The 13,818-nt window shown below is 35.6% G+C and carries 8 protein-coding genes; 4 read left to right on the top strand and 4 right to left on the bottom strand.

From position 1 onward, the window contains the following. The first annotated feature begins 139 nt into the window (after positions 1–139). From AB5359_RS05990 to AB5359_RS05975, 4 genes are all read left to right on the top strand, one after another. Positions 140–1,177 (top strand): hypothetical protein, encoded by a 1,038-nt coding sequence (locus tag AB5359_RS05990; RefSeq protein WP_048687209.1) that lies wholly within the window; start codon positions 140–142, stop codon positions 1,175–1,177. An 86-nt stretch (positions 1,178–1,263) separates the two neighbouring features. Further along, positions 1,264–1,683: a hypothetical protein gene (locus AB5359_RS05985; protein ID WP_048687211.1), complete on the top strand. Its 420-nt coding sequence runs from the start codon at positions 1,264–1,266 to the stop codon at positions 1,681–1,683. Between the two features lie 143 nt (positions 1,684–1,826). Next, positions 1,827–3,824 carry a KUP/HAK/KT family potassium transporter gene (locus AB5359_RS05980; RefSeq protein WP_003649583.1) on the top strand — a complete coding sequence of 666 codons (1,998 nt, stop codon included), beginning with the start codon at positions 1,827–1,829 and terminating at the stop codon, positions 3,822–3,824. Positions 3,825–3,975: 151 nt separating this feature from the next. Next, entirely contained in the window at positions 3,976–6,030 is a 2,055-nt protein-coding gene (locus AB5359_RS05975) for a KUP/HAK/KT family potassium transporter (RefSeq protein WP_368279831.1), read from the top strand. Between the two features lie 93 nt (positions 6,031–6,123). Here the strand turns inward: AB5359_RS05975 and AB5359_RS05970 are convergent, their stop codons facing one another. The 4 genes from AB5359_RS05970 to AB5359_RS05955 form a co-directional block, all read right to left on the bottom strand. Continuing rightward, entirely contained in the window at positions 6,124–7,782 is a 1,659-nt protein-coding gene (locus AB5359_RS05970; protein WP_048687213.1) for a phosphoenolpyruvate carboxykinase (ATP), read from the bottom strand. A gap of 188 nt (positions 7,783–7,970) precedes the next feature. After that, the gene (locus AB5359_RS05965; RefSeq protein ID WP_049161775.1) at positions 7,971–9,692 is read right to left on the bottom strand and encodes a cell division protein; all 1,722 of its coding nucleotides are present in this window, start codon (positions 9,690–9,692) and stop codon (positions 7,971–7,973) included. A 144-nt stretch (positions 9,693–9,836) separates the two neighbouring features. Then, entirely contained in the window at positions 9,837–11,786 is a 1,950-nt protein-coding gene (locus AB5359_RS05960; RefSeq protein WP_048687217.1) for a M13 family metallopeptidase, read from the bottom strand. 86 nt (positions 11,787–11,872) lie between these two features. Further along, positions 11,873–13,804, bottom strand: coding sequence for a fructose-specific PTS transporter subunit EIIC (locus AB5359_RS05955; protein ID WP_039155515.1), 1,932 nt, complete (start codon positions 13,802–13,804; stop codon positions 11,873–11,875). Positions 13,805–13,818: the final 14 nt, after the last annotated feature.

Raw genomic sequence — 13,818 nt, 5'->3', positions numbered from 1 at the left:
TCATCACCGGTGAATTGCCTTACACTATTACTAACGATTTACCACAAAGATTTGTGCCAATTTTTTCAATGAATTTTTTATGAGTTAAATTTGGTATAATTTAAGTAAGATAAATTCATTTTTATAGGAGGAAGAAACAATGAAACGATCAAAAATCGGAGTTGCCATTATGGCATTCTTTATTACCTTATTCGCAGTTGGATGTTCTAATTCATCAAATAGCTCATCTAATAATGGCTCAGACAAGTACACTACTTATATGAGTCAAGGAAAAGATGCTGCCTCTAGTCAAAAGTACGAAGCAGCTGAAGAAAAATTTGAAGATGCTCACGATGTAAAAGCAACTTCTGAATCAAAAGCCTATGCCGATCAAGCAGGCGCTATGAAGGATGCTCAAGAAGAAATCAGAGAGTACGAATTTAAAGATGCTTTAGGTGAATTAAACAAGGCAGCTAACAAAACTAATGGCTATTCTGTAATGACTAAGCAAGCTGCTAAGCTTTATAAGACGATTAACAAGGTACAAGACCATATCACTCACGATATCAATCCTTTATACAAGCAAGCTAAATTAAGCTATCGTGATGGTAACTATCAAGCAACAGTTGAATCTTGCGATCAAATTTTAGATTTATCTTACATTAATGGTAAGTACTACAAAAAAGTAAAGAAAAATGTAAAGCATTTACGTAAAGTTGCTAATGCTAAATTAAATGGCGAAGACGTTAACGACGATATTGATACTGATAATTTAGATGCTAATGATGACGATGAAGCAACTGCTTCACACAAATCTACTAGTTCAAAATCTAATTCATCTAATAGTAGTAATACCAATACTAGTTCTAGCTCTAACCAAAGTAATTCAAATACTGCTAACACTCAAAACAACTCTGCAGCAAGCAAACAATCATCCCATGCTACCACTTCAAATAGTAATGCTAACAATAGCTCAAATACTAATTCTTCATCAAACTCAAATAGTGGCATGATGATCGATGGTCAAACAGTTACTGGTCGAGTAATTGCACAAACTCGTAACCAATTAAGTTCACTTGGTGTTGATACTAGCTCTTGGTCTGACCAAAAAGTAGTTAACTTCATGAGATCAGCTGCTAATAATGGTCACACTACAATTGATTCATACACTAAACAAGATGTAGAAAACTTCCAATAAACCCTACAAAATTTGCTTTTGCTTGTAATTCAATGTAAGATTATATTGAATTTTTGTACAGCTAAACAGTAAAGGAGCTCTTAACTTTGACTGAAGACAAGAAGAACACCGAAGAAACTCAAGAAAAAGAAGAATTTGAAGTAGTTATGCCAGAGGCAAATCGTGTAGAAATGCCAGCTACTGAATTTAAAGAACAACCTGATTACTTAAAGACATTTGCTAACTTCTATATTTCAAAATTCGACGAAAGCGATCTTGAAATTATGGATGTTTACGATGGTAATCATGACGTTATTGAAATTAACACTTACTTAACTAACAACATGGCCTTCAGCCGTCAAAACTTAGTCAAGCACGTATTAAATATTCATGCAGAACGCTTTATGGATATGCTTAACAATATTCAAAAGCAAACTGGCATAGATCCACAAAATATGAAGACTTACGAAGATTGGAACAAATGGTACACTGATCGTCGTAACGAAATCAAACAAACTCTTTCATAAAAAAATCACAATTTATTATTTGCATATTAGGTTCCAAAGAGCCAAAATAGTGCTAACGAAAATAAAAAGAATGTATTATTACAATACATTCTTTTTTGTTTATTCAAAATGTTATTTAATACTTTTTAAGAGGAAAGCTCATTATGAATAGTAATTTACGTAAAAAAGTCACCTTAGCGGGACTTTTAGTTTCAATTGGAATTGTTTACGGCGACATTGGTACAAGTCCACTTTATGTTATGAAAGCAATCGTAAACGAAAATGGTGGAATTGCCCATGTTAACCGCGAATATATTGTTGGTTCCATCTCACTTATTCTTTGGACGATTACACTTTTAACCACTGTTAAGTATGTTTTAATCGCCCTTAAAGCAACTAACCATGGTGAAGGTGGAATTTTCTCTCTTTATGCTTTAGTTAGAAAAAAGGCTAAATGGCTAGTTATCCCTGCCTTAGTTGGAGGAGCTGCTTTACTGGCTGATGGCACTTTAACACCAGCAGTTACTGTTACAACCGCTATTGAAGGTCTTAAAAATATGAAATTTGGTAACGATATTCCAGTGCCAAATCAAAATAGTGTCATTATGATCACAATTGTCATCTTGCTTTTCCTATTCTCTATCCAAAGAATGGGAACGAGCGTTATCGGTAAGACATTTGGGCCAATCATGCTGGCCTGGTTTACCTTCTTAGGGTTAACTGGAATTATGAACTTAAGTCATGACTGGTCTTTACTTGAAGCACTCAATCCACTTTTAGCTATCAAAATTTTATTTAGTCCTGCTAATAAAGTCGGTGTTTTAATTCTAGGAGCAGTATTCTTAGCTACTACTGGTGCAGAAGCCCTTTATTCAGATGTTGGACACGTTGGTAAAGGTAATATTATGGGTTCTTGGCCTTACGTTTTTATTTGCTTAGCCCTAAACTATCTTGGTCAAGGCGTTTGGATCTTAGAAAACCCTAATTATCATGCTGGTGCCACAGACTTTAACCCATTCTTTGAAGCTCTACCAAGCCAGTGGAAGTTCTTTGCAATAATTCTAGCTACCCTAGCCGCAATCATTGCCTCGCAAGCTTTAATTACTGGCTCCTTTACCCTAGTTTCTGAAGCTAGTGGTTTGAAGTTTTTACCGAGAATGAAAATTATTTATCCTTCTACTGAACAGGGACAGCTTTTCATTCCGTCAATTAATAAGATGCTTTGCGCTGCTACAATCGGAATTGTCTTCTTATTTAGAACCTCTGAACACATGGAAGCAGCTTATGGTTTAGCAATCACTGTAACCATGCTCATGACGACAGTTCTGCTCTTTGAATACCTATCACTTAGAAAAGTTAACTTTAGTTTGCGACTAATCTTTTTGCTTTTATTCGGGGCAATTGAAACCATGTTCTTGATTTCTAGTTTAGCTAAATTCTTACATGGTGGTTATGTCACGGTAATTATTGCAGCCTTTATTGGGGCAATTATGTATGTTTGGTATTTTGGTAATAAAGTTCGTGATAAACGTGAAGCCGAAAATGCTTATGTTCGCTTAGACGAATATACAACTATGCTCAGCAATCTAAGCCATGACGAAAGTATTCCGCTATATGCAACAAACTTGGTCTACATGGCAAAAGTTAAATACAACAAGTTTATTAAGCGTGATATGCTGTATTCAATCTTAGATAAGCGTCCCAAGCGAGCTCATGCTTATTGGTTTGTAACTGTAAACGTAACTAACGAACCTTTTACTGCTGAATATGCAGTTAATACCTATGGCACCAAAAACGTAATTAACGTTCAACTATACTTAGGATTTAAGCAGCAGCAAAAAGTTAATGTTTACTTACGTCAGATTGTTCATGACTTAATTAAAGATGGCACAATTGAATCGCAACCACAAGAATACACTACTACTCCAGGTAGAGATGTTGGTGACTTTAAGTTTGTAATTGTAAATGACGTAATTAGTCCTCAAACTCAACTAAGTTCTTATGAAAAGTGGCTCGTTGAAAGCCGGGTTTGGCTTCAAAACTTATCCTCTAATCCTGCTGTTTGGTTTGGATTAGAATATGCCGATACAGTAATTGAACGCGTACCATTAATTCTAGGTTCGCAAGATGTTAAATCCATTCACAGAACCAAACTAAGATAATTATTTTAAATTATTCTCCGATAGATACTTGCAACTCTTGCATAAATAGATGAAAATAGATATGTTTAAAGAAGAATGTCCCTTTTTTGGCATTCTTTTTTTACGTTATTTAGATATTTAGTCATTTTGGCTATTTATTGGGAGAATAAAAATGAATGAAAAAACACGGAAAAATATATCGGCCGCGGGATTATTAATTGCGATTGGTATTGTCTATGGTGATATTGGAACCAGTCCGTTATATGTTATGAAGTCGATTGTCGCCGGAAATGGTGGGATTGCTCACGTAAATCGTGACTTCATTGTCGGATCTATTTCCCTAGTACTTTGGACAGTTACTTTATTAACAACTTTGCAGACTGTCTTTATTGCATTAAAGGCTACTAACCACGGTGAAGGTGGTATTTTTGCTCTCTATACTTTAGTACGTAAACGTGCAAAATGGTTAGTGCTTCCCGCTTTAATTGGTGGAGCTGCAATTTTAGCTGATGGTACATTAACTCCTGCTGTTACTGTTACAACAGCTATTGAAGGGTTAAAAGGAATTGAATTTGTTGGTCACGGCAACGTTCCAGTTTCTACGCAGGGAGCTGTTATTGCAATTACGGTAGTAATTTTGCTGATTCTGTTTTCGATTCAGCGAATGGGAACAAGTATTATTGGTAAAGCTTTTGGACCAATTATGTTTATCTGGTTTACCTTTTTAGGTGTTATGGGCTTGATGAATATGATGGGTGACTTATCTATCTTACAAGCTCTTAACCCTTATTACGCAATTAAGCTTCTATTTAGTCCATATAACAAGGTTGGAATCTTTATTTTAGGATCCATCTTCCTTGCTACTACTGGTGCAGAAGCCTTATATTCTGACGTTGGTCACGTCGGTAAAGGAAATATTATTGGCTCTTGGCCATATGTCTTTGTTTGTTTATCACTCAATTACTTTGGTCAAGGCGTTTGGATTCTAAATAATCCTAACTATAACGCTGGAAACGGTGATTTCAACCCATTCTTTGAAATCATCCCACAAAACATTCGTCTAGCTGCCATTGTCTTAGCTACTATTGCCGCCGTTATTGCCTCACAAGCTTTAATTACTGGTTCATTTACTTTAGTAGCTGAAGCTAGTGGATTGAAGTTCTTACCAAGAATGAATATTATGTATCCTTCAACTAAAAAGGGACAGATTTATATTCCTTCTGTTAATAAGATGATCTGTATTGCAACAATTGCGATTGTTCTTTTCTTCCAAACTTCCGCTCACATGGAAGCAGCCTATGGTTTGTCAATTACTATTTCAATGTTAATGACAACGATCTTGCTTTACGAATGGTTAGCAATGAAGGGCATTCGTACAATCTGGAACTGGATCTTCTTAATTTTCTTCGGTTTCTTAGACATCATGTTTATGTTGGCCAGCTTGAGTAAATTTACACATGGTGGTTACGTATCATTAATTATTGCCGGTTTCATCGGAATCATTATGTATGTTTGGTTCTATGGTAATAAGATCAGAGACAAACGTGAATCGCGCAATGCTTATGTAAGGCTTGATGAATATGTAGATATGTTAACAAACTTGAGTCATGATGAAGATTACCCTACTTTTGCTACTAACCTCGTTTACATGGCCAAAGTTAAATACAATAAATTCATTAAGCGAGAAATTCTCTACTCTATCTTAGATAAACGTCCAAAACGTGCACGAGCATACTGGTTCGTAACAGTTAACGTTACTAATGAGCCATTTACTGCTGAATACGCCGTTAATACTTACGGAACTAAGAACGTAATTAACGTTCAGCTCTTCCTAGGATTCAAGCAGCAAACTAGTGTGAATGTATACTTACGTCAAATCGTACATGATCTAATTGCTGATGGCACGATTGAATCACAGCCGCAGGAATACACTACTACACCTGGTAGAGATGTTGGTGATTTTTCATTCGTCATCGTTAACGATGTAATTAGTCCACAAACACAACTTAGAAGTTATGAAAAATTCTTAGTTGAAGCACGTGTATGGCTTCAAAATCTATCTTCTAACCCAGCTTCATGGTTTGGCTTAGATTATGCTGATACAGTTATTGAACGTGTACCATTGATCTTAGGAGACCAACGAAGACAACATATTACTCGCATTGCACCCAAGAAATTTGAAGATATCAAAAAGAGACTTCGAGCTGAAGGCGAACTCAAAGAGTAATAAATATATATAGATATACAAAAAACGCATCCCAATTGGGATGCGTTTTTCAATGTTCTAATATAGAAATTGATAGGGGATTTTTTCAATTAACTAATTTAATTCTTTAATGATACCTTCCAAAGTCTTCTTAGCTTCTTCTTGGATTGGTTGAGTAGGATGTTCTTCATCATATTTGTTCAACCAGTCTAAACGGTCTTGCATTCTCTTAGCTAAGGTCTTTTGGTATTCAGGATCTTCTAGGTGAACTTCATAACCTTCAATTGGCAAGTAAGATACACCCTTGAAGTTACCAAATGGCTTCCAATCACTATCTTTGATACTGCCATTAGCAAGATCTTCTACTAGCTTCTTAGTTACTTCCTTTGGAATGTCCTTACCCATAAAGGCATCGGTGTTCAAGATGTAACAAGAAGCTCCACGCTTAGTGAATAATTCCTTGAAGTCTGAGTAGTCACCAGATACTGGATAAGCACGGAATGGGTCTGCGAATGGTTCAATTACCAAAGTATTCATGTCAAAGCCCTTTGGTAAGTTTTCAGCACTAGTTCTCTTAGTAGCTAAAGTAAGTCCCATTGTTGTTGCTAAAACTGGATCATCAACTTTTAAGATTGGTGGTAGTGATCCATCCTTCATAATCCAGAACAAAGCAGTAATTGGTGCATCTTCATAGTCAACTCTATGTGGTGAAGTGTAACGAGTCTTAATGACACGACCATTGTTGTTACGTAAGTCTTCAGTTACAATAACTTTCTTACCATCTTCATCTTGAGTAACTGCACAGTTCATAATTGTAGTGTAGTACTTGGTCTCGTGGTGACCTGCTGGATAGTCGTGAGTCTTATCAAAGTATGAAGGCTCCAATGCTACTGAAGAACCATCTTCACGAGAAATAATAAATGCGTCATCGTGTAAAACGGTGATATCATATTTACCATCATACATTTCATGAGTCAAAGTAGATTTACCTGAACCAGATAAGCCATAGAAGGCAAATACTTTATCGTCCTTATCTTTAAAGTGGAATGACTTTTCACCACCGTGACAAGCAGTATAACCATTTCTGTGAGCCATAGCCCAAGCAAGAGTTAAAGTACCCTTCTTCAATTCACCAAAGTAACGTAAGCCAAAGACTGCAGCACAGTTATGTGGTGCGTCAAAGACGCCAAAACCTTTAGGATAATCTTCATCTTGAGTATTTGGATCGAAGTAGAAGTAAATATCTCCTTCGTCATATACTTTAGAATTCTTGTAAATCTTCTCTGCTTCTTCATCAAAGAAGTGGAAATTCAAAATATATGAAAGTAAGTTAAAGGCTTGATCCTCTGGTATCATAATATGTGCCTTAACAGTAAAGCTTGGGTCTAATCCCACTAGAACTGTTGCCTTTAAGAATTTTTGATCGTGGCCCTTATAAATATCTTCACGTAAGTTACCTGCTAACGCCTCTGGATCTTCTTTTGGATCATCAACAAAGTGACGTGCACTTGCTGTTCTACCCAAAATTTTACCGTGGTTATAAACTAACTGCTTTGCTCCTTGTGGCAAACCTAGTTCCTTAGTATGTAAAATTGGTAGGTCAGTTTCGATAACACCAGATTGTTTCTTAGCTAAATTATAAGCTTCAGCAACACTAGTTACTTCGTGTACATTGTTGCCATAAAAGGCAGATTCAATAGTAGAACGAATCCGACTAAATTTTTTGTTAGCTTTTCTTAACTCATCATGAGAATAACGTTCTTGTGTACTCAACTTATTTTTCCTCCTCTGAAACCATAGAAAGCGGTTTCAATGATTACAATTAAATCATAACATAACAAGACAGCTATAGCCATGTAATAATCAAAAAATAAATTGATATTAATAGTAAGTAAAACCATACAAAGAAAAAGCAGCCTCTTAATAAGACTATCTTATTAAAAGACTACTTTTATATATGATTAAGCAACTTTTATTTTATTGTTTTTATTATTAATAAACTTCTTCCACAAGTAAAATACGAGTACGCTAAGCCATGCTATTAACGAAATTGCGCTGACTACATAGAACCAAGCCGGAGCAATAAAGTGTAAAACAGCACGATTTAGACCTGATTTTTGAGAAATAATTGGATTTCCAATTACGTTTTTTGCACCAGTGAATTTTTTACTGTTCACAGTTAATTCACTTTGCTTGTATAAAACAACGGGCAAAACAATATCTTTATCCTTTTTTCCTTTCCAAGAAAGAATCAAATCACCATTTTTAGCAACTTTATGATTAAATTTTTGATATTGATCAACTACATTTATTTTGTAAAGATAAGCTGCGTTTTGGTCAATAGACTTGTCTTTAGTTGGTAAATAATCAGGCAAGTAGTGCCATTTCAATATCTTAAGCATCTGATCACTGTTTGATGCTTTAGCTACTGTTTGAACTTGCGCATCTTTTCCACAAGCAACAGTAAAGATGTGATTAGTAATGATATTCGGCAAAGCAGCTTCTAAAAGAAGAACTACTACTAAACTAATTCCAACTGCCCTTGGCTTAACTCCTTGCTTTAGTAAATGATTAACAGTTAGCGTCATCCCTAGCAGAATTAGTGGATAGGCAACAACAGTTAATCTAAACGGAAATTGGAAGTATGACTTTAAACTTGGAAAAATACTTTGAACCAATCCCCAAGGAAAAACAAATGAAGATAATCCTAGTAAGACCGTACCCCAAATAGTCACGAAAGTATTTAATTTATCTTTTTTGTAGTGCATTACAACATAGACAAATTGCGCAATAATTAATAAAACAAAAATTGGCAAAATATAGGCAAAGGCTGTGCCATATTCATTATGCCATAGCACATGTGGACGTAAGCCACCACGAGATAGATCAAATTCAGTATTTGCAGCTAGGTGATTATTCGGCATTAAAACTAAAAAGGCCCCAATGACATTAGCTGATAGTACAATTGTTCCGACAACAGCCTTAATAAAAGGTATCCATATCTTTTTAGAATTTTGATTAATAATTAAGGAATAGATAAAGAAAGGAAGTAATAAAAGAGCTGCCATTAAGGTACTTAAAACATGAACCTGCACTAACAAACTCATTACTAACATTAACTGAATCCAGTTAATTGGCTTTTCTCTATCTTGAATCATGCGTACGCCGCATAACACAACTAACGGCATTAATGCTTGTCCCCAACCGTTAAATGAACTACGGTTAATAAAGGCTGGAATCATCCCGATATTAATGTAAATAATTCCCATTACTGTAGCTAGTAGCTTATTAATACCTACTTTTTGAAGTAAGTAATACATACTACCAGCGCCTAATAGCGAAATGACATAGGCTAAAATGACTTGGTAGTTAAACCAATTACCAGCAATAAGAACTAAAATTCCATTAAAGTAGGCAAATAATGGCCCGTAAATCGCATTAATAATTCTGCCGCTTTGCTGGAAAGTAAAATTAGTTTGAAAGATACTAAAAATTCCAGTTTTTAACTGCATTCCTGCATCATAAAAACGACTATAGTGAAACAAAGTATCTGCTGTATCATCGCTAGCTAGAATAGTATGCGAAATTAATTGTGGCGAGATAACGATTGTAGTGGCCAAAGCAATTAATAGATATGGCCAAATAAATTGGCAGAACTTATTAGTTTTTATTTTTTCTAACATTTTTAACCTTTTCTAATTAAGAAGATTATCTTAGATAATAAGAATACCAATTCATAATATTATTAACGAAATTTTTTTGCAAACTATGAAAAAAGAATCAAACAGCTTTTTACCATTTGATTCTTAATAATTCTTATTTAATTCCTACCAAATTACAACACGTTTTTCTGGATCAAGCCACATACCATCTTCTGGTTTCACATCAAATGCCTTGTAGAATTCTTCTTGGCATTGTGATTGAACATTAGCTCTTTCAGGACCAGGAGCGTGAACGTCAACTGAGACTTGCGTCTTAATTGATTCTGGAAGTTGCTTGTTTGCCCAAACACGAGCGAAGTTTTCAAAGACTTCCTTCATGTTGCCATTTTCGCCCTTATTAGCTTCAACAGCAGCAGTTAAACCACCTTGGTCTGCAATATTTTCAGAAACAATTTGCTTACCATTCAAGGTAACTGGACCATATTCAATTCCATTAAATAAGTCAATTTCATCTTGTGTACGCTTCTTAAATTCAGCAAAGTCTTCATCAGTCCACCAGTTCTTTAAGTTACCGAATTCATCAAACTTAGCACCATTGTTGTCAAAAGCGTGAGAAATTTCATGGGCGATAACCACACCAATACCACCGTAATTCAAGCTACGTGATTGCTTTAAGTCATAGAATGGCTTTTGCAAAATTGCAGCTGGGAAAGTAATATCGTTTCTTTGTGGATCGTAACATGCATTGACTAAGTTACCAGGCATTAACCAAACAGTTCTATCAACTGGTTCGTTTAATTTTTCAAGGTTGTACTTAACTGATTCAACAGCAGCGGCACTTTCATTTGAGTAAAGACTGCCACCTTCTGATTCAGGAGTAACTTGAAGACGATCATAAATTTTTTCAATTTTTTCTGGATAACCAATCTTCAAAATTAAAGCACGTAACTTAACGATTGCCTTCTTCTTAGTGTCTTCAGATAGCCAGTCATTTTTAGAGATACGCTTTTCATAAACGTCAATCATCTTATGAATCATATCTTCGACATCAGCTTTTGCTTCAGCACCAAAGTAAGTTTGGCCGTAGTAGACACCAACTACTTCACTAAACATACCATTAGCTAAGCGATAAGCTTGCTTAGTGCCAGAAGATAATTCAGGTTGACCTGATAAAGCTTGACTAAATGGAAATGCAGCTTCACGGAAATCTTGAGAAAGATATGCAGCTACGCCGTTAATGAACTTAACAACCATCCATCCCTTAATTTCGTCAAAATTATCTTCGTTGATCAATTCTTCAACATGATCTAAGAATCTTGGTTCAGTTACGATAACCTTTTCAGGTTTTTGAGCAAATAAACTAGTTAAGAAGTTATCAATCTTAAAGCTATCAAATTTTGCTTCAAATTCAGCCAAAGACATTGGGTTGTACATTGCTGGATAATCTGCCCATTCTTCAGTTGACTTAAGAACTTTAGAAAGTTTCTTATCAAACTTCAATGCATCTTCGACATACTTCTTAGCATCCGCTTCACTTACACCAGCCATCTTCAACAAGTTTTCAGATTGGTCTTGCAATACCTTTAATAAATCAGCAGCTGCAGGATTGTCATAAGTAGTTGTATCAGGCAAGAACAAACCAGGTCCGCCAAAGTAAACAACGTGAACTTTTGTATCCTTCATGTCGGCATCAACAGAAACGCTAATTGGCAAGTCAAAGGCATTCTTATAGAAATCAGCTGCTCTTAAGTTCAAATCAGCTAAGTTGCGCAAACTAGTAATTTCTTCAAGGTCAGCCTTAATTGGCTTCGCACCATCTTCGTTTCTTTTATCAAAATTATTAGCAATCTTATAAAGTTCAACTGCCTTTTCAAAATTAGGAACTTCTGGCAATTTCTTTTTACCATCTGCAAAATCAGCAAAGTCTTGCATTAAGCTCTTCTCAATATTCAAGTCAATGCCGTCAAATGAGCTAATTCTTGAACGGTCTGAAGGAATCTTTGCTTTTTCAATCCATTCAGAGTTCACTGCTAAGTAAAGATTATCTTGTGGTCTTGCGTTAAGATCTGGCTTAGTGATATCACCAGCACCGCCACGTACATTGAATAATGCCATTAATTAATTCCTCCTTGTAATTCATAAGTGGTTATATAGATGATATCATTATTAAAATTTTTAGTCTATTATTAAAATCTAACTTTCTATTCCTTATCAAATAACTTCTTAATTCCTTCTGGCGTGTTAGCTTGCTTCAATTTTTCAATAAAGTCTTTATGAGTAAGCAACTTAGCTGTATTAGATAAGTACTGTAAGTGAGTCTTACTATCCTTTGCTGGAATTAAGAAAGAAATCACCGTATCAATCTTTTGCCCATCTAAGGAATTCCAATCAATCGGATTTTTCAACTTCAAAACAAGCATGGCAGATTGCTTAATAGCAGTAGATTGTGCATGTGGAATTGCAAAACCATCAGTCATCCCTGTAGGGCTTTCCTTTTCTCTAGCTAAATATTTATCATAAACTTCCTCGCTATCAGAAGCTAAGCCATTCTTTACAGCTAAGTTAGCTAAATACTTTAGTGCTGAATCTTTATCTGGAACATCAACATTAATTTTAATATTTTGAGTATCCAAAATATCTTTAGGGTTATAGTCAGTAGTTTCTTTTTCAGCTACTGGTTTGTTAACATTTTCTTCTTCACCAAAGACATCAATATCTGGACCATCTTCAAATTGTGGTTCTTTCTTAGCAAATCTACCGGCAATTAAAGCTAGTAAAATTCCGGAAACTAGTGCACCGACTACGATCCATAATACCCATAGAAATGGCTTGTTAACGAGTGGCAAAATAATAAAACCACCATGAGGAGCTGGAACTTGAATTCTAGAAACATAAGTCAAAGCTGCTGCAATTGCGGAACCGACCATAAATGCTGGAATATTCCATAATGGGTGTTTAGCAGCAAATGGAATTGCACCTTCTGTAATGTGCGTTGATCCTAATAAGAAGTTAACATATCCAGCAGTACGCTCGTTCTTAGAATATGCTTTCTTGTTTAACAAAACTGCAAAACCAGTTGCTAGAGGCGGTGCAATACATGCAGCAGATACACCTGCCATGAAGTAGTAATTACCTTGAGCAAGAAGTGCAGTACCAGTTACATAAGCAGCCTTGTTAATTGGTCCACCAAAGTCAGAGGCACACATTACACCAATGATAATACCTAAAAGAATTGGACTTGAATTTTCAAAACCTTTTAGCCAAGACATCATTCCTGTATTAATTGCCTTAATTGGTCCATTCAACCAGAACATAATCGCACCAGTGATGAATACCCCTAATACAGGCAATAAGAAAATTGATTTTAATCCTCTAAATTCTTTGTCTGGCAATGGTTTCATTAATTTTTGCAATAAAAGTACTACAACAGCAGCTAAATAACCACCAATGATCGCACCTAAGAAGCCACCACCACCAACGCTGGTAATCATCCCGGCTGCAAAACCAACAACTAGCCCTGATCTTTTAGCTAAAGCTTCTGCAATAAAAGCACCTAAAATTGGAACCATCAATCCCATTGTTGTGCTACCAATTGTATTTAGCATGTAGGCAAATTGATTATACTGGCTACTCTTAGGGTCAGCTGAATAAATACCCCAGAAGAATGAAACAGCAATTAAAACACCACCAGCCACAACAAATGGCAACATGTGGGAAACACCATTCATTAATGAAGTATAAATTTTAGTACCTAATTTCTCAGCACCAGCACTACTTTTTCCAGTAGAACTTTTAGCCGTTTGCCCTGGCTTATAAATTGGCGTGTCCGAACTTAATGCCTCTCTAATTAAAGTTTCAGGTTCTTTAATACCTCTGGCAACTGGAACAATTACCACTCTTTTTCCAGCGAACCGATCTGGATCAACGTCAACATCAGAAGCAATAACAACACCTTTTGCCTCTTTTATTTCTTCTGGTGTAAGTTGGTGTTCAACACCAGTTTGCCCGTGTGTTTCAATTTTGATCTTATAGCCTAATTTTTGGGCAGCTTTTTCTAAAGCTTCTTCAGCCATAAAAGTATGGGCAACTCCAGTAGCACATCCCGTTGCCCCAACTAAATCATATTGAGCCATCTTATTTCATCCTT

It is taken from the genome of Lactobacillus sp. RTP31084st1_F9_RTP31084_210423, from assembly GCF_040919545.1.
GTDB lineage: Bacteria > Bacillota > Bacilli > Lactobacillales > Lactobacillaceae > Lactobacillus > Lactobacillus paragasseri.
This window is presented reverse-complemented; position numbering and strand designations above follow the sequence as displayed.

What these genes read in the sequence shown, in the direction of transcription:
- AB5359_RS05990 (WP_048687209.1), top strand. Translation starts at nt 140, where the DNA reads ATGAAACGATCAAAAATCGGAGTTGCCATTATGGCATTCTTTATTACC.
- AB5359_RS05980 (WP_003649583.1), top strand. Translation starts at nt 1,827, where the DNA reads ATGAATAGTAATTTACGTAAAAAAGTCACCTTAGCGGGACTTTTAGTT.
- AB5359_RS05975 (WP_368279831.1), top strand. Translation starts at nt 3,976, where the DNA reads ATGAATGAAAAAACACGGAAAAATATATCGGCCGCGGGATTATTAATT.
- AB5359_RS05965 (WP_049161775.1), bottom strand. Translation starts at nt 9,692, where the DNA reads ATGTTAGAAAAAATAAAAACTAATAAGTTCTGCCAATTTATTTGGCCA.
- AB5359_RS05960 (WP_048687217.1), bottom strand. Translation starts at nt 11,786, where the DNA reads ATGGCATTATTCAATGTACGTGGCGGTGCTGGTGATATCACTAAGCCA.
- AB5359_RS05955 (WP_039155515.1), bottom strand. Translation starts at nt 13,804, where the DNA reads ATGGCTCAATATGATTTAGTTGGGGCAACGGGATGTGCTACTGGAGTT.